Origin of the sequence: Streptomyces sp. NPDC051738, from assembly GCF_044453205.1 — a bacterium.
In the GTDB taxonomy this organism is placed as follows: domain Bacteria; phylum Actinomycetota; class Actinomycetes; order Streptomycetales; family Streptomycetaceae; genus Streptomyces.
Genome location: NZ_JBITCM010000016.1, coordinates 81,053 through 98,315, shown reverse-complemented (window position 1 = coordinate 98,315; position 17,263 = coordinate 81,053). Strand labels below are relative to the sequence as shown.

The following is a 17,263-nucleotide window of genomic DNA, read 5'->3' as shown; positions in this document are numbered from 1 at the left end:
ACCATGGCGAAGACGACCACCGGCCACGCCCCCGGTTCCGGCACCCGGCGCACCATGACGGCGGCCGCCCGCGCAGCGGCCAAGCGAGCGGAGCGCGGCCACCGCGAACCGGCCCCGGAGGCCAACGTCGCCGTTGCCGGACGCACCGTACTCATCGAGGCCCCGAAGGACGGCTGGGAGGACCCGCCGGAGCCGTCGTTCGAGGAGTTCGAGGAGGAAGCGCCGGAGGACGGGGGGCAGCCCCGTCGTCGGCGCCGGCTGCTCACCGCGCTGCTCGGCGTCCTACTGGTGGCGGGTCTGGTGGCGGTCGCGGCACTGGGATGGCAGTACTGGGACGGACGCCAGACGGAAAGCGCCAGGACCGAGGCCCTCACGGCCGCACGGAAGGCGGCACCGGTCGTCCTGTCGTACGACTACCGCCACCTGGACAAGGACTTCGCGACGGCCCGTACCCACTTGACCGGCGACTTCCGCGACGAGTACGGCAAGACGACGAAGACCGTGGTCGGCCCGACGGCCAAGAAGTACCGGGGCGTGGTGAAGGCAACGGTCGCTGCTCCCGCCACGGGCGCCCCGGCCGCCTCCGTCGTCTCGGCCTCGCCGGACAAGGTCGTGGTGCTGCTCTTCGTCAACCAGGTCACCGAGAGCACGCAGGTTTCGGGGGCCCGGGTGGATCTGAACCGGGTGCGGATGACGATGACCGACACCGACGACGGCTGGAAGGTCAGTGCGGTGGACGCGCTCTGAAGGTCCCTGAGAGGGCATGTCCGGCGCCGTTCCCTGGTCCCACGGCCCCATCGGGTCTGCCGGGTCGAAATGTCCGGCCTATGCTGGCAGGGAGTGGCCGACGGGGCGGCCGGGGGTGCCTCGGCGAGTCAGGGAGGTCCCCGTGTGAGTGGGTGTCGGGGTCGTACGGCGGTCGCCGCCTCCGCGTTGTCGCTGGTCGTGTGCCTGGGCGCCTGTGGCGGCTCCGGGGAGCCCGGCTCGGGCGGGGCTGCCTCCGGTGAGGGTGGATTCGCGGTCGGGCTGCTGCTCAGCCAGAACATCCAGACGCGCTGGGAGGCGTTCGACAGGCCCCTGATCGAGCGGAAGGTCAAGGAGCTGTGCGCGGGCTGCGCGCTGGAGTACGCCAACGCCCAGGGCGATGTGGCCGCCCAGAAGCAACAGGTGGAGACCCTGCTCAACAAGGACATCAAGGTCCTGATCCTCAGCGCCGTCAACTTCCGGTCGCTGCGCTCCTCGGTCGAGCGGGCGCACGACGCGGGCGTCCCGGTCATCGCCTACGACGGCCTGGTCGAGGGCCCGATCTCGGCCCACGTCTCCTTCGACAACGAACGGGTCGGGAGACTCCAGGGCGAGGCGCTCCTGAAGGCCATGGGCGACAAGACGGACGGCGGGCAGATCGTGATGATGAACGGTCCCCAGACCTCCCCGACCAATGTCTCCTTCAAGAGAGGCGCGATGTCCGCCCTCCAGGGCAAGGTCGGGATCGGCAGGTCGTACGACGTCCCGAGCTGGAGCCAGGAGATCGCCCACGCCGACATGGTCCGCGCCATCGCCGCCCTGGGCGCCGACGGCGTCTACGCGGCGAACGACGGCCTCGCCGCCGGCGTGATCTCCGCCCTCAGGGCCGCCCGCATCGAGCCACTGCCTCCCGTGACCGGCCAGGACGCCGACCTCGAGGCCGTGCGGCGCATCCTCTTGGGCGAGCAGTACATGAGCGTCTACAAGCCCTTCAAGGCCGAGGCCGCCACGGCCGCGGAGATGGCCGTCGCCCTGGGCCGCGGCGGAAATGTCGACGCCATCGCCGAGACCAGCGTCGACACGGCCACCACCAAGGACATCCCCGCCGTCCTGCTCGATCCCGTCCTGTGACCGTCGACGACATCGAGGACACCGTCATCAAGGACGGCGTGTACACGACCGACCAGATCTGCACACCGAGGATCCGGGCGGCTTGCGAGCGGGCCGGACTCGTCGGCTGACAGTGCGGCGCGTGATGACGCCACGGGGACGCACTGTCCGGTGACGGAGAGTGGCAGACGAGTCGGGCTGTACGCCGGGGACAGGTTCGCGGCTCGTGAAATCGGCCCCTGAGCCGCGCAGATTTCCTGCTTGACCAGTGGCCGTGCACATTGCGTGCACACACCCCACCGGAGAACGCGATTGTGAAGTAGCCGGCATGGACGTCTTCCTTGATGGCGATGACATCCCGCGGGGAGAGCTCGCCGGCGCTAATTCGGCTCTCGTTCCCTCACTCGACGACACCCGACTGACGCTGATCATGCGCCACCTCCAATCTTGCCAGTCTCGGCATGCCCTACGCCCAGGCCAGATGCAAGTTCCGTGACAGACGGATCACGCTGAGCGGTGACCGAGCGCAGAACTGTTGCTCAGCGTGACGAAAGGGGCGCCTATGGCAAGGTCGGACAGCGCTCAGCGGGATCGCCACGGTGTCCGAGAACGGCTCCACCGCAGGCAGGCGGTCTTGCGGCCGTCGTTTCACGGCTCTGACAGTGAGGAGCAGCGGGGCGGACTGATGACCGTGAAGGGGGACGATCTCGTGCGCGCTGGGATCGAAGGGATCGACGAACTGTTGCGGGACCGCCTACTGATCATGGTCAATGACCAGTCGGCGATCGACGTGCTCCCGCACGTCCCAGCCCGCACGGGCGGGCTGGTGGTGACGGGCGCTGCTGCATCGGTCAGGTGCAGGGAGGTTCGCAACGCCCTGCCGGAGAAGGTCGTGGTCATGGACCACGGCAGTTACACCCAACAGATTGCCACCACTGACGCGCCCTTCGGCCTCGAGACCAGCTACGGCTGGCGCGACCTGGACCTCGTCGGGCTCAACGAAATTCTGGACGGCCAGCGCGACAATAGGGCGTCCTATGCCGTCACGCCCACGTGTTTCATCCCGGCCGACCAGGTGGGAGACGCGTCGGTGCTCAAGTCAGTGATCCGTCAGGCCAACCAATTGCGCCGTGGGGACACGGTGGTGCTACTGCCGTGCAGCTGGCGATGGTTACGGCGCTCGTCCCTGCCGCACCTCGCCGAGCAGATCCAGACCTGCCGACATCCTGTGGCACTGATCATGCAGGCGGACGGTGACCCACTCGAACGCAACCAGGCTCCTGAAGGGCTGCGGCAGTTGTGTCGTACCTGCCCCCGTCTCGTTCTGTGGCGCACTGATCTCGCAGCCTTTGATGCAATGGCACACGGGGCGCTGGGTGCGGCGGTCGGGACCTCGGCCGTACTCCGGCATGGTGTGGCTCCGCGACCCGGCAACGGAGGTGGCGGCCACAAGCCGTTTCCGGTGGTCCTGGTCCGGCGCCTGCTCCGTTACCACCGCGTGGCGACGCTCGATGACTGGTTCGCCCACGTCGATCCGTGGACCTGCGACTGCGCGGTGTGCAAGGGGGCCGCTCTCACCCGCTTCACGGACAGCGACGCCGACGTCCTTGCGGCCCTGCAGCACACGATCTGCGAACTCTATTCAATGCATGAGGAGTTGGACACGACCCTGCCCGGCGACGAGCGCATCGGGTGGTGGCGTCAGCAACTCGCCGACGCCTGGGAATACCACCGCCTACTGGCGTCCCAGACGGGCACGGAGGTCCCGTTTTCGAAGGTGCTTCAGGCCTGGCGCCGCCCGAGTCCGCCCGCGCTGCCCGTGGCCGGGGAACATCGGGCTCAGGGCCAGTCCGGGCCGAGTTGACGCCAGGCCTGCTCGTGGAAGAGCCACTGGGCAGCGGAGTGCCGTCGGGGGCGGTAAGGGTCAGGCTCAAGGAGCCAACGCAGCCCCGCAGGCTCTTGGGTGGCGACACCGACCCCGTAGAAGCGGGCCTTGAGGAGGAGCAGGTCCATGTCGGAGTCGTCAGTCGCTTCGGGGTTGTGCTGCCCTGGTTCCGACACAGGGTGCGATACGAGGACCCCGCGGGCGCAGAACGGCGCGAACTGCGAGGCGTCCCGAACCGCGGAGTCCCATTCGCCTGGTGAAATGCCTCGCGGTCCGTGGACGAGGACCAGCTCGACACGGGCAGCGGGTACGAGTCGCCGTACGGCGATGCCCTGCCCGTCCACCAGGTCCACGGCGCCGGGCGGCGCGGTGTGCAGCATCCGCAGGGCATGGGCATCGAGCGAGAAGAGCGGTACGGGGAGGTCCACTGGAAGTTCATGCAGTGCGGTGAGCAACACCCGGCTGTCGACAGCGCCGAGGCCGACTGCGGAGCGTCGGCGGGCCTCGTCGGCAAACACTGTGACGGCGGCCTGCACGTGCTCTCCGCGCAGCCTCAGTCCGACGAACGTCTGCTCGGCCAGCAGCATGTCTTGTGTCCTCGTCCTGGTGGCTCGGTGTCGGTCTGTCGGGCGGTCTGTGGCACGGTGGGCGCCGTTCGTCTCCGTTGTCTATCAGCCCCGCACGCTCCGGGCACGTCCGCAGACCGGATATGGCCGACCGGTCGCCGTATCCCTTACCATGCGCCCCGCTATGCGGCCCTCCGTACCGGATCTGGCACCGACTGAGGGTCAACCTGCTGGGAGGCCGGTGCAGGGGCTGGAGGTTGCGCGAAGGCGTCAAGCGCAGTCACCCCGAATCAATGCGCGAAGGGCAGGACAGCCATGGCCAGCGCGACGAAGATCGGCTGGGTGAACTCCCCTGCGGCTCCGGTCAACCCGAGTGCCACGGCAACGGCGACGAGGGCGCACATGAAGAGGAGTGGGACGAGCACGCGGGCCTTCGGGGAGGGCACCGCGGTCGCCTCGGGGAGGGCGTCCGGCACGGCGGCGAGTCGATCGACGTCGACCACGCGGAAGTCGACGACATCGCCTCGCGGACGGCTGCTGTACTTGAGGATGTTGCAAATGAGCAGCCACAGTTCGCGCTCGTGCGTTCGCCGCTCCTCGCTTTCGGCGCTGTCGTGAACGAGTGCGGCGTGGTGACGCAGGGCCCGTACGACGCATGCGGTGTTCTGCGCCATGGTCAGACGACTGCCGGGGACGGTTCCGGCGGACTCCCTGTGGGCGCGACGCACCAGAGCCATGCACAGCTGTTCGATCAACTGGCTCTGCCAGGCCGCGGTGGTCGACTTGGCCGGAGCCTTCTTGGCACGTGTGGTGAAGGATTCCAGGACGCCCACGGCGGCGAGGGTGACCGTGCCTGCCGAATCGGCGTTGCGTACGGCCCAGATGTCGATGCAGGTCAGGAAGGCTGACACGAAGACGAAGGTTAGGTAGACGCCGACAGCCCAAAGCGACGAGCTACGCCAGGCCAAGGGGCTGACGACGAGGGCCAGCGCGGCAGAGGCAAGCATGCCGGGTGCGGCCAGGAATATCCGGCTGAGCTGTGCCCAGGTGGCGTGCGCGTGCACCTGGTTTACGAGCGGCTCGCTCGCCAGCACCTCGAAATCCGGACAGGTGCGCAGGTTTTCGGAGAGCCTTTCCCTGACTGCGTCGAGTCGGCTTCTTGCGTTACGCCGCCTGAATTGCTTCAGCAGAGGAACGCGACCGAGACGCCTACCCGGTATGCGCGTTCCGCTCACCCATGGAATGTAGTAGATGATCAGCATGCATGGCGTGACGGTGAACCAGAGGTAGAAGGTGAACCATAAGTAGGTCTGTCTCATGCTCATGCGAGCAGGGTGCCAGGATGCACTGACAGAGCTACAAGAGCTTCGTTACCGCTTCGGCCAGCAGCCGCATCACCTACCGCACCAGAACGATCTCATCAGCGGCCAGGCCCGAGCCGGTCAGTCCGTACATCGCGGAGTCCATCTGCCGGCCCTGGTCGGCGTAGGCACGAGCATCGGCGTAGTCGCCGTACCCGTACTGGGCGAACGGCCCGACATCGAGCAGCTCACGGATGCGGGCCCTGACCGCAGCGAGATCTCCGCAGTCGCTCGACCCCTGCAGTTCCAGGCGGCACCGCAACTGCCAGTCTTCGCGTATCCTGCTCCCGCACCAGAACGAGCAACTCGTCCTTGGAGAGGGTGGGCGGCCTGGCGTCGAGGTCCTTGGGCTCTGCCGCTGGGCGAGCACGGGTCAGGCCGAGGACGATCGGGTGCGCAGACCGGAGCGAGGCGGGGCAGGGGGCTCCGTGACCAAGCCCCCGTCCACCGCTCCGGCTTGGAGAATCAGTCCAAGCCGAGGCTGTAACGACTACGGCCGCACAACCCTCTGTGGTATTCGACGCACCATTCGTCAATGACGTGCTCGGGACGGCGTATCAGAGGGTTGATCAGTTCCCTGTCTCCGCTCCGCCGCACGTTCCAGTCCTCGTCGATGAAGAGGAAGAGCCTGTCGAACTGGACATGGTGGTTGGGGCAGAGACACAACAGGTTGGACAGTTTGTCCGGTCCGTCGTGCGGGGTTCCGAGCCCTTGGATGTGCGCAGCCTCGCTGTAATGACCGAAACGCGTCTCCAGCTGCACTCCACATACCTGGCACCGGTGCTGATAGAGCTGCTTGATCTCCTCTACGAGACGGGGGTCCCGAACGGGGCGCGCCGAAGTCACATGCCGACGCATTCCGCGCTCAGTGGTCTCATCCGCGCCGTCTCGGCCCTCGACCCCCTCTCCCGCGTTCCCGCTGGCATGGGCGTATCCGGCCAGGCCGAGGCGCATCAGCAGAGCCCCCTGGTCGACATCCTGGAAGTAGGTGGTGCAGAGCAGGCCGATCGCTTGGGCACGGGTGAGTGGCTGCTTGAGCAGCTTCGCCACCTCTGGCCGCAGCCCTGCCGCAATCACGGAATCGGCCGAGGTCACCGCCGGCGCCGAGTCGAGGCCCTCATCCCCTACCCCTTCTGTCTCCCACAAACCGCTGCTCCGCAGGTGCCGAAACGGGTACTCAGGTGCCGCCGCGGTACCAGAACCGCCGAACTCGATCAGGAGAGGACCAACCTCGGCTCTGAAGTCGTTCCATGGCACAAGTCGGCTCTGCCCCGATACAAGACGGCTGATGGACCACAACAGCGTCAGTGATCCGTGATGCGTACGTGCCTCCTCCGGCACGCTGGCGTCCAAGGTCGCGAGGGCACGAAGGAACCCCTCGCGCCCCAGCTTGGCTGCCGCGCACACAGCAGCTTCTCCGCTTGCAGGCCGACCTACGGCGGTCATGTTCCCGCCCACCAGACTGTTCAGCAGCCCCAGCTGACGCCGCCGCTCTGCAGCCCGCACCAGCGTGAGATAGCGCACCTCCGTGTGCAGGGCCAACGCGGTCAAGATCGGTTCTGCCGGGATCTCGAACTCGAAGATGTCCCCCAGAGCCATGATGTGTTCCCAGGTTCGCCCATCCTCGAGCTCCCCCCAGATCTCTCTGGCCAATTCGGGATTCCTGAGCAGCCCGAGAACGCGGGCTTTGGCGATGAACTTCTTGCCGGCGTAGAACAACACCTCGTCGCCGACCTTCTGCCCCCGCAGTGCGGCGCCTTTGGGATGACTTTCCTTCTTGACAGGCGTTGCCCCCCACAGCCGGGCAACTCCGTCGGGGAAGAGTTCCTTGAGCTGCTCCGCATCCTCGCCCAGGGCATGCTCATACTCCGCGAGCCGGATGCCCTTCCGGATCGAACGGTCGAAGTTCTGAGGCCCACGAAGTTGAGGTCCGCCCCTGGGCTGCAGCAGCCACTGCACCGAGGCATCAGATTCTCTGGTGGGGTCCGTACCGCCCCGATTGTCCGTTGCTGCGCCGACCTCGGAGGTCAGGCGGCCACCATACTCATTCCCCATGGTGATCAGATTTTCATACTAACGACAGCTGCTCGTCAGGCCCTTGGCCAAGCAGTCACAACCGGCTCTGCTTGAGAGGCAGCCGAGCACTCCCGTACCCGAGGGTTGATCAACGACGTAAGGCGGCACCTTCCGTGCCCCAACCGCTACGATCTGAGCGGGGAATTTTGCTGCCTGAGCAGCAGCAATCGACATAGAGCGACACGAAGCGGGGATGACACATGCGGGACGGCCGGTGGACTGCGGTCACCGACTCGGAGTTCCAGCATGAGCACCGGGGCCTGGAGGCCATCCGCGAGAAGCTCCCGGACAACGATCCGTGGCGGGCCTGGTCGAACTTCACCTTCACTGCCCACACCGGCCACGTCAGGGAAGTAGACCTGCTGGTGATCGCCCCGGGCGGCGTCCACCTGATCGAGCTGAAGGACTGGCACGGCTCCGTCGAGTCCCGAAACGGTACCTGGCTGCAGACCCAGCCCAGTGGCCGACAGATCCCCCACGGCAACCCGCTACACCTGGCCAACAAGAAGGCCAAGGAGCTGGCCGCGCTGCTCCAGCAGAACGGCGAGAAGGTGTGGGTTTCGGAGGCCGTCTGCTTCACCGACTCCTCGCTGCGCAACCGGCTGCCCGCCCACGACCGCAACGGCGTCTTTACGGTGCACCAGCTCACCGAGATGCTGAAGGAGCCGCCGAAAGACGAGTACCGCCGGATCGACGCCGCGCGGTCGCGCCGGATCAAGGCGGCCCTTGAACGCATCGGCATCGCGCGCAGCGACGCCGAGTACAAGGTCGGCCCGTACCTGCTGAGCCGGAAGGCGTTCGACTCGGGCCCGACCTGGGCCGACTATCTGGCCCAGCACAGTGAGCTGCCGGAGGCCGCCCGCGTCCGTGTCTATCTGCGCGAGCGCGGCTCCGACGCCGAGCTGCGGGCATCCGTGGAGCGCGCGGCGCGCCGCGAGGCCGCGGTGCTGCGTTACTTCCGGCACCCTGGTGTCGTCCAGCTCAAGCAGTACGACCCATCCGGGCACTCCGCGGGCCCCGCGCTGATCTTCGACTTCGATCCGCGGACCCTGCGCCTGGACGAGTACTTGATCCAGTACGGCGAGAAGCTGGACATCCTCAGCCGGGTGGCACTGGTGCGCCAGCTGGCCGAGACGGTGCGCTCGGCGCACGGTCGGCGGATCTTCCACCGCACCCTGGCGGCCCGCGCGGTCCACGTCATCCCGCGCGGTCGTACCCGCCGGGCCGACTCCGAGAGCGAGACCGGCGCCTGGTTCAGCCCACACCTGCAGATCTCCGACTGGCAGGTCGCCGTCCAGCGCAGCTCCGAACACGGTGTGGCCGCCAGCGGCGAGCGGTTCGCCCCCACGACCTTCTCGCGTGCGGGCGCACATCTAGCCGAGGGCGCGGACCCGTATCTGGCCCCGGAGTTGACCGCGCTCAGGCCCGACCCGGTTGCCCTGGACGTGTACGGACTCGGAGTGCTCACCTATCTGATGGCCACCGGCAGGCCACCGGCCGCCAGCCAGGCCGAACTGGTGGCTCGCTACGAGGCGGGCGAGGGCCTGCGCCCCAGCTCCGTGGTGGACGGCCTCTCCCCGTACATCGACGAGCTGGTGCAGGCGGCCACGGCCTACGACGTCTCCGCCCGGCTGTCGTCGGTGGACGACTTCCTGGAGATGCTGGAGGTCGTCGAGGCGGACCTGACCGAACCTCCGACGGCCGAGGCCCCGCGCCCGGCCGAACCCGAGAAGGACCCCCTGGACGCGGTCGCCGGCGACGTGCTGGCGGGCCGCTGGGAGGTCAGGCGCCGCCTCGGTACGGGTTCGACGAGCCGCGCTTTCCTGGTGCGGGACCTGACCGCCGGCCCGGATGTGCGCTTCTCGAAGTCCCTGGCGGTGCTGAAGGTCGCGACCTCGGACAGCCGCGGGGAGGTCCTGCGTCGCGAGGCCGAGGTGCTGGGGCAGCTGCGCCCGGACTCGCGAGTGATCCGGTTGGTCGAGCCGGAGCCGCAGCGCATCGAGCCCCGCACGGTCCTGGTCATGGAGTACGTCGGCGATGAGCGCGAGGAGAGCGGCGACCCGTCTACACCAGGTGCGAAGCGTAGACGGCGGGAGGAGACGGTCGCCCGGCAGCTGCGCGAGTTCGGCCGCCTGTCCGTGGACCAGCTCGAGGCCTACGGCGACTATCTGTTCGGCGCGGTGGACTTCCTCGAGGGCGAGGGCGTGTGGCACCGCGACATCAAGCCGGACAACATCGCGATCCGCATCCGACCAAACCGCACCCGCGAGCTGGTGCTGATCGACTTCTCGCTCGCGGGCTACCCGGTGAACGAGACCGCGGCGGGCACGGACGGCTACCTCGACCCGTTCATCGGCACGCTCACCGACCGCTCGGTCTACGACGCCCACGCCGAACGCTATGCCCTGGCCGTCACCCTGCACGAGATGGCGTCCCGAGAGCTGCCTGTGTGGGGCGACGGCAAGGTCTCGCCGCGCCAGACCGACCCGGAGAAGGAGCCGTACCCGAGGATCGCCGCCGACGCCTTCGACCCGGCGGTACGGGACGGCCTGGTCGCGTTCTTCCAGAAGGCCCTGCACCGAGACGCCTCCGAGCGCTTCCCGGACCTCAAGCCGATGCGGGACGCCTGGAAGAAGATCTTCCTTGCCATGGACGAGGCGAAGCCCTCGTCCCGCCGCCCGTCACGGCACGCGGCGCCACCCGCGCAGGGCGAGGCGGCGCAGCCCGCCCCGGACGCAGCCATTCCGGAGGCCGAGGAGGAAAGCGCCGAGCAGCAGCGCGAGCGGCTGGCGGAGCGCGTCGACCGGGGCACGCTCGTCTCGTCGTCTGGTCTGAGCCCGGCCGCGGAGTCCTTCGTGTACGGCCTCGGCGTCAACACGGTCGGTGAGTTGCTCGACTACAGCCAGCGCCAGCTCGTCAACGCCCCCGGTCTCGGCGCCAAGACCCGCAAGGAGGTCTTGAGCCGTATCAAGCAGTGGCGGCTCAAGTTCGCGGAGAAGCCTGCGGCTCCCCTCACGCCCGAGGGTCGCAAGGCCGCGAAGGAGGAGCTGTCGGCCGCCGAGGCCGCGGCGGCCGACGCGGTGGCGGCGAGCGGCGGTGCCGGTGCGGGTTCGCTGCCGGAGCGCGCGCTGCGCAGCGTCAGCCTCGACACCCTCGCCACGGTGTTCGTACCGCCGCTGCGCAAGGACGGCTCGAACCACAACGAGTGCGAGATGGTGCGGCTGCTGCTGCGGCTGCCCAACGAGCACGGCGTACTGCCGTCGGAGGTCGGGGTCTGGCCGAAGCAGACGGACGTCGCGCACGCGCTGGGGCTGTCGCGGGGCCGCATCCCTCAGATGCTGAAGAACCAGCGGACCCGCTGGAAGAAGCACCCGGCGGTACGGGCGCTGCGCGCCGAGGTCCTGGACCTTCTGCACGACCTGGGCCGGGTCGCTTCGGCCGCGGAGGTCGCGGACGCACTGACTGTGCGACGCGGCACCCAGCTCCAGGAGCGCGAGCAGCGCCGGGCCCTGGCCCTGGCCGCTGTACGGGCCGTGGTGGAGGTCGAGCAACTCGTCCCGGACGAGGCCGAGTTCCAGCACGCCCCGAACCGCGACGCGGCCGACGAGAGCATGGGCGCGGGGCTGCTGGCGCTGGAGGTGGGCGCGGACGACGCGCCGGACACGCCGTCCGCGCCGGGCCTGCTCCACTACGCCCAGCGGCTCGGCCGTATCGCCGACGGCATGTCGGAGCTCGACACCCTGCCCACGGCGGCGACTGTGGTGGCCGAGCTGGGGGCCATACCCCCGCCGAGTGCGGCGGTGCAGTGGGACGACCGGCGCATGGTGGAGATCGCGGTGGCCGCCTCCCGCCATGCCGCCGCGACACCCCGCCTGGAGATCTATCCGCGCAAGCTGCCGCTGGTGCGGGCGCTGCGCCTCACCCAGGCCGGCCTGGTACCGCTCATCCCGGGGATGGCGGAGGCCGAGCAGCCGGGCCTGACGGCGGACGATGTCCACGAGCGCGTACGGGCCCGCTTCCCAGAGCTGCTGAACGAGCGGGGTGGCCATGCCCTGCCTACGGGCGGTCCGCTGACCAGGGCTCTACGGGAGGCCGGCTTCGACCTGGTGCTGTCGACGCGCAAGAGCACGGGGACGCTGCGGTATTTGCCGAGCAGTCCGGACGGAGTGTCTGCGTATCTGTCGTCGGACGCCCGGCGGCAGCCGACGGGCACCGTCTCCGCGCACCGCTACTCCGACGATCCGGAGCTCGCGGCGGCGGGGACGGCCGAGGACCGACTGAAGGCCTCGGCGCGCCGGGACGGCTTCCGCGTACTGACGGTGCCGACGGAGTGGGCACGGGATGCGATCGACGAACTTGGGCGGGAGGACTTCGCCGGTGGGGCCGTCGTGGTGTCGGTGGCCGAGTTGTTCGTGCGGGCGCTGCACGAGCTGGTCGACCCTCGGCCCAAGCCCACGTGGGAGACGATCCTGCGTGCGGATGTGGCGAAGGCTGGGACGCCGGGAGCGATGAAGTTCGCCGAGTATGCGGGGACGGCGTGGGGACTGGTGGAGCCTCGGATCGGGGAGCTGCTGGTGCCGGGGGGCTCGGATTCTAGGAACAGTGGCGGCGGGGGCGGGTTGGCTGCTCCGTTGCTGCTGACGGACGCCGGGGTCTTCGCCCGGTACGACGCGATGGGCGTCCTGGAGCGGCTGGCGGAGCGGTCGCGTGGTGGCGGGCGTGCACTGTGGCTGCTGTGTCCGCAGAGCGATCCGGCCCGGCCGCCGCGGCTGGGGACGGTAGCGGTGCCGTACCAGTCGGGGCTCGGTGAGTGGATCGTGCTGAATGAGTTCTGGGTCCAGAACGCGCACCGCGCGAAGTCGGAGAGGGCCGGGGCCGGCGGGCCACGGGGATGATGCGCTGAGCGCGCGTGCCGTACTCGGAGCGGTTCGCGTGTGGGTGGGGATGACGACAGGAGACGTGACCAAGTGATCGACCGCAAGTCCAAGGCACTGCTGACGGACCTGATCAAGCAGGTGAAGGCGGTCGAGGTCGACCTCGGCCAGCAGGTACGGGACGGCGAGACAGTCCTGAAGCCGCTGCGCACGGAGTACGGCAAGCTGCAGAAGGCCGATCCCCAGGGGAGCCCCAAGTGGGATGCCTGGCTGGAGGAACGGCTGGCCGAGCTGCCGGAGGAGCGGGCCGAGCGGGTACGGGCGGCGGAGGCGGTCGCGGGGCGGCTGAAGGCCGAGTACGACCAGGCGTTCAAGCTCGGCCGTACGGGGGCGACTTGGAGCGCGTGGCTGGATGAGCGGATCACGCAGGTCGCGGTGGCGTGGGTGCTGGGCACGGTGTTCGTACGCTTCTGCGAGGACAACCGGCTGATCCCGGAGCCGTACCTCACGGGCCCCGATGCCGAGCGGCGGGATCTGGCGGAGGCCCGGTACCGGCAGTACGTCGAAGATGAGCAGGACCCGACGTATCGAGGGTGGCTGGAGCGGGCGTTCGCGGAGTTGGGCTCCGGGCAGGCCGGCAAGCTGCTGTTCGACAAGCGGCGCAACCCGCTGTATCAGATCCCGGTCTCGCACGACGGGGCGCGGGCACTGGTGGAGTTCTGGCGGGAGCGCCGGGAGGACGGTGAGCTGGTCCACGACTTCACCGACCCGCTAAACGAGGACGGCACGGAAGGGTGGGACACGCGGTTCCTGGGTGACCTGTACCAGGATCTGTCGGAGGCGGCCCGGAAGACGTATGCGCTGCTTCAGACCCCGGAGTTCGTGGAGGAGTTCATCCTCGACCGGACGATGGATCCGGTGGTGCGGGAGCTGGGCGGGCGCTTCGGCGAGCTGAAGATGATCGACCCTACGTGCGGGTCGGGGCACTTCGTGCTGGGCGCATTCCGGAGGATGGTCCGGCTTTGGGCGGAGCGGGAGCCTGGGCGGGATGTGCATGAGCGGGTGCGGGATGCGTTGAACTCCGTGCACGGGGTGGACATCAATCCGTTCGCGGTGGCTATCGCACGGTTCCGCTTGTTGGTGGCGGCGATGGCGGTCTCGGGGGTGCGGACGCTGGCGGAGGCCTCGAAGTACGACTGGCCGATCCAGTTGGCTGTAGGCGACTCGCTAATCAAGGCACGGCAACTTGAGCTTTCCCTTGGCGATGAGGAAGCGCAGGACCCGCTGGCGGACTTCTCGTATGCCACGGAGGACGTGCACGAGTATCCCGGGATACTGCAGCAAGGACGGTATGACGTGGTTGTAGGGAATCCCCCATACATCACAGTCAAGGACAAGAAGCTGAACGCGTTGTACCGGGAGCTGTATGCATCCTGCTCAGGGAAATACGCCTTGTCTGTTCCCTTTGCTGAGCGCTTCTTCCAGCTCGCGAAAGTTGGCCAGCCAGACGGGTACGGCTACGGCATGGTTGGACAGATCACCGCGAACTCGTTCATGAAGCGAGAATTCGGATCCAAGCTAATTGAGGAGTATTTCGCACATAAGGTAGAACTGACCGAAGTTATCGACAGCTCGGGTGCCTACATCCCAGGACACAGCACACCAACTGTAATTCTCGTGGGCCGCCGACGAGCAGGAGCAGGCCGTTCAACTACGATTCGCACTGTTCGCGGCATCCAGGGTGAGCCTCCAGGCGACAAAAGCGGTGAGGATGGCCTGGTTTGGAATGCGATTGTAAACCAGATCGACGCCCCCGGCTCGGTCGGCCCTTGGGTGTCAGTGGACGATCTCGACCGTGAGCGATACTTCAGAAAGCAGCCTTGGATCCTCGCTGACGGCGGCTTGGAGTTGAACGAGAAGATTGAATCGAGTAAGCGAAGTAAATTGAAGAGCACCCTGTCTCGGGACATTGGTTTCGCCAGCTTTCCCGGCCAGGACGACGCCTTCATCAGCACGCCAGGAGCCCTCCGACGAAAGCGGATCTCTGGAACGCTCGCCAAGCAACTCATTGTTGGCGAAGTGGTCAGGGACTGGGATAGCCATCCCGTCGAAAGCGCGATCACACCGTACGATCACGATCTAACACCGCTACCCTACGACCCCGAGGCCCCGTGGGCGCGACTTCTATGGACCACTAGAAGCCACCTTCGCTCCACAACCGATTTCGACGGCCAGACCCAACAGGACCTCGGTAAAGCGTGGTGGACTTGGTACCGATGGGTCGCTGAGCGCTACCGAACACCGCTGTCAATCACCTTCGCTTTTGTGGCGACTCACAACCACTTCGTATTGGATCGGGGTGGGAAGGTGTTCAAACAATCCGCCCCTGTGATCAAACTCCGAGAGGGAGTAAACGAAGACGATCATCTTCGCCTACTGGGACTCCTAAACAGCTCGACTGCTTGTTTCTGGCTCAAACAAGTGAGCCACAGCAAGGGTAACGCCACGGCCGCAAGCGGTATGCCTGACCAGCCTTGGTCCTGGAACTACGAATTCACCGGCACCAAAATCGAAGAGTTCCCGCTTCCGTCGCCGCACTCGACGAAACTTGCAGCGTCTATTGACGCATTGGCCCAGGAGCTGGCACGCGTCAGCCCCTCCGCGCTGATCTCAACGAACGGTCCCGTTTCCTCTACTGAGCTGCGCGAAACTCGCACCCGGTGGGAATTCACTCGTGCTCGCATGATTGCTCTGCAGGAAGAGATGGACTGGCAGGTCTACTCAATCTACGGTTTGCATTCTGAAGACCTCCGCCATCCCGAAGATGACGTTCCGGGAATCCAGCCTGGTGAGCGCGCCTTCGAAATCCTTATTGCACGCCAGATCAGAGACGGCGAGATTGCCACAAAGTGGTTCAGTCACCATGGCCACACCCCTATCACTAAAATCCCGGCCCATTGGCCTGAAACCTACAGGTTGGTCGTCCAGAAGCGTATCGACGCCATCGAGTCATCCCGCGCCATCGGCATGGTCGAGCGCCCCGAGTACAAGCGCCGGTGGGCGACGGAAGGTTGGGATGCGCTCCAGGAGAAGGCCCTGCGCTCCTGGCTGCTCGACCGCATGGAGAACCGCGAACTCTGGTTCCAGGACGGCCAGCCGACCATCCTCACTCGTGCTCAGCTCACCTCCGCCCTCTCCCTCGACGAGGACTTCGTCTCCGTCACTGAGCTGTACGCCCCCCGCAAGGAACTGGCGACCATCGTCACGGATCTCCTCGCCAACGAGCACGTCCCCTTCCTCGCCGCCCTGCGCTACAAGCCCACCGGCCTGAGAAAGCGCGCCGACTGGGAGCACGTCTGGGATCTCCAGCGTCAGGAAGACGCCGCCCCGGACGAGCCCGCCAAGCGGAGGATCCGGGACTCGATCCCCGTACCACCGAAGTACACGTCGGCCGACTTCCTCAAGCCGTCCTACTGGCGCGCCCGCGGGAAGCTGGACGTGCCGAAGGAGCGGTTCATCTCCTACGCCACCGGCACGATCTCCGGCACTCCGGACCTGTTCGGCTGGGCGGGCTGGGACCACCGTGAGCAGGCTCAGGCCCTCAGCACGTACTTCACGAACCACGACGAGCTGTCCGACGAACAGATGACCCCGCTGCTCGCCGGCCTCCTCGAACTTCAGCCCTGGCTCACCCAGTGGCACGACGAGTTCGACCCCCTGTACGGCGGCTCCCCCGCAGCCTTCTTCGCGGGCTACCGGGCGACCAAGCAGGGTGAACACGGTCTGACCGACGACGACCTGCGCGCGTGGCGTCCCGGGAAGCCGACCAAGGGCTGATCACCCCGGCGTGCCCTCCCCTCTCTCCCACGCGGAGGGCACGCCATCGTCCCGCACAGTCAACGGTTCGGCCGCGTCTACCCGTAGCGCCGGGGCCGCGTCCAGTCCAAGCACAACGGCGAGTCCACCAGCCGTGTACGGCTCAGTGCGCACCGCACGAACACCGCGCCACTCACCCCACACTCGCACTCGCTGGCCAGGCCGCACCATGACCGCCGCGACCTCCCATCCGTCAGGCTCAGCCACGATGTCCGGCGCTTTCAGCTCTGCCCACACGGTCTTCCCAATCCCGCCCACGCGCTCGTCAACTCCCCAGCGGTGAGCCAACGCCTCCACGAGCAACAGCCCGCGTCCGCCGGTCTCCTCGTCACCGGGCGTCCGCACTTCGGGCCTGCCCGAGCCCGCGTCGCTGACTTCCAGCCGCAGCAGCCCGACCTCCGGGGATCGCGCGATCCGTACACCCACCTGTCGATCACTCGGCACACGTACGCGCAGCGCGTTGGTCACCAATTCCGAGAGCACCAACTCCGCAGATTCCAAGACGTCTTGGCTGACTCCCCAGCCGCTGAGCACGGCATGCGCCAGCGCTCGCGTTCGGGGCACGCTGCGACGGCAACGGGTTAACCGGAAGGTGACTTCATTCGGTGCAGCCATGGCAGCCCCCAGTGGGTCGACGCGCGACCGGAGCCCCATAGAGACAGCAAGTCGAGCCATGGGACGCCGATGTCCATGGCCAGCAGAATGTATGCGCACCATCCGAATTTGCAACGTTGCCGACTGAGATGACCTCAATCTTCCCTCTTCCGGGTT

The 17,263-nt window shown here is 67.3% G+C and carries 9 protein-coding genes and 1 pseudogene; 5 read left to right on the top strand and 5 right to left on the bottom strand.

Going from position 1 to position 17,263, the window contains the following annotated elements; genetic code table 11:
* Positions 1-3 precede the first annotated feature (3 nt).
* The 3 genes and pseudogenes from ACIA8X_RS32505 to ACIA8X_RS32495 all read left to right on the top strand — a co-directional run bounded on the left by ACIA8X_RS32505 (position 4) and on the right by ACIA8X_RS32495 (position 3,718).
* A complete protein-coding gene (locus ACIA8X_RS32505) occupies positions 4-747 on the top strand; it encodes a hypothetical protein (RefSeq protein ID WP_399459781.1) in 744 nt (247 codons plus the stop codon).
* A gap of 144 nt (positions 748-891) precedes the next feature.
* Positions 892-1,985, top strand: a pseudogene (locus ACIA8X_RS32500) (sugar ABC transporter substrate-binding protein).
* Between the two features lie 554 nt (positions 1,986-2,539).
* On the top strand, positions 2,540-3,718 hold the full coding sequence (locus ACIA8X_RS32495; protein ID WP_399459780.1) for a hypothetical protein: 1,179 nt from the start codon (positions 2,540-2,542) through the stop codon (positions 3,716-3,718).
* On the opposite strand, the gene ACIA8X_RS32490 is transcribed toward ACIA8X_RS32495, so the two are convergent.
* The 4 genes from ACIA8X_RS32490 to ACIA8X_RS32475 all read right to left on the bottom strand — a co-directional run bounded on the left by ACIA8X_RS32490 (position 3,694) and on the right by ACIA8X_RS32475 (position 7,721).
* Positions 3,694-4,326: a hypothetical protein gene (locus ACIA8X_RS32490; RefSeq protein ID WP_399459779.1), complete on the bottom strand. Its 633-nt coding sequence runs from the start codon at positions 4,324-4,326 to the stop codon at positions 3,694-3,696. The genes ACIA8X_RS32495 and ACIA8X_RS32490 overlap by 25 nt on opposite strands.
* Positions 4,327-4,595: 269 nt before the next feature.
* The gene (locus tag ACIA8X_RS32485) at positions 4,596-5,630 is read right to left on the bottom strand and encodes a hypothetical protein (protein ID WP_399459778.1); all 1,035 of its coding nucleotides are present in this window, start codon (positions 5,628-5,630) and stop codon (positions 4,596-4,598) included.
* Positions 5,631-5,703: 73 nt separating this feature from the next.
* A complete protein-coding gene (locus ACIA8X_RS32480) occupies positions 5,704-5,928 on the bottom strand; it encodes a hypothetical protein (RefSeq protein WP_399459777.1) in 225 nt (74 codons plus the stop codon).
* A 203-nt stretch (positions 5,929-6,131) separates the two neighbouring features.
* Complete coding sequence (locus tag ACIA8X_RS32475; protein WP_399459776.1) at positions 6,132-7,721, bottom strand: HNH endonuclease; 1,590 nt, start codon at positions 7,719-7,721, stop codon at positions 6,132-6,134.
* 221 nt (positions 7,722-7,942) lie between these two features.
* Here ACIA8X_RS32475 and pglW point away from each other — a divergent pair, with 221 nt between their 5' ends.
* A complete protein-coding gene (gene pglW / locus ACIA8X_RS32470; protein ID WP_399459775.1) occupies positions 7,943-12,637 on the top strand; it encodes a BREX system serine/threonine kinase PglW in 4,695 nt (1,564 codons plus the stop codon).
* Between the two features lie 72 nt (positions 12,638-12,709).
* Positions 12,710-16,453 carry a BREX-2 system adenine-specific DNA-methyltransferase PglX gene (gene pglX / locus ACIA8X_RS32465; RefSeq protein ID WP_399459774.1) on the top strand — a complete coding sequence of 1,248 codons (3,744 nt, stop codon included), beginning with the start codon at positions 12,710-12,712 and terminating at the stop codon, positions 16,451-16,453.
* On the opposite strand, the gene ACIA8X_RS32460 is transcribed toward pglX, so the two are convergent.
* A complete protein-coding gene (locus ACIA8X_RS32460; RefSeq protein ID WP_399459773.1) occupies positions 16,454-17,107 on the bottom strand; it encodes an ATP-binding protein in 654 nt (217 codons plus the stop codon). It lies immediately after the preceding gene.
* Between the last annotated feature and the right edge of the window lie 156 nt (positions 17,108-17,263).

What these genes read in the sequence shown, in the direction of transcription:
- pglW (WP_399459775.1), top strand. Translation starts at nt 7,943, where the DNA reads ATGCGGGACGGCCGGTGGACTGCGGTCACCGACTCGGAGTTCCAGCAT.
- ACIA8X_RS32495 (WP_399459780.1), top strand. Translation starts at nt 2,540, where the DNA reads ATGACCGTGAAGGGGGACGATCTCGTGCGCGCTGGGATCGAAGGGATC.
- ACIA8X_RS32475 (WP_399459776.1), bottom strand. Translation starts at nt 7,721, where the DNA reads ATGGGGAATGAGTATGGTGGCCGCCTGACCTCCGAGGTCGGCGCAGCA.
- ACIA8X_RS32485 (WP_399459778.1), bottom strand. Translation starts at nt 5,630, where the DNA reads ATGAGCATGAGACAGACCTACTTATGGTTCACCTTCTACCTCTGGTTC.
- ACIA8X_RS32490 (WP_399459779.1), bottom strand. Translation starts at nt 4,326, where the DNA reads ATGCTGCTGGCCGAGCAGACGTTCGTCGGACTGAGGCTGCGCGGAGAG.
- ACIA8X_RS32460 (WP_399459773.1), bottom strand. Translation starts at nt 17,107, where the DNA reads ATGGCTGCACCGAATGAAGTCACCTTCCGGTTAACCCGTTGCCGTCGC.
- ACIA8X_RS32505 (WP_399459781.1), top strand. Translation starts at nt 4, where the DNA reads ATGGCGAAGACGACCACCGGCCACGCCCCCGGTTCCGGCACCCGGCGC.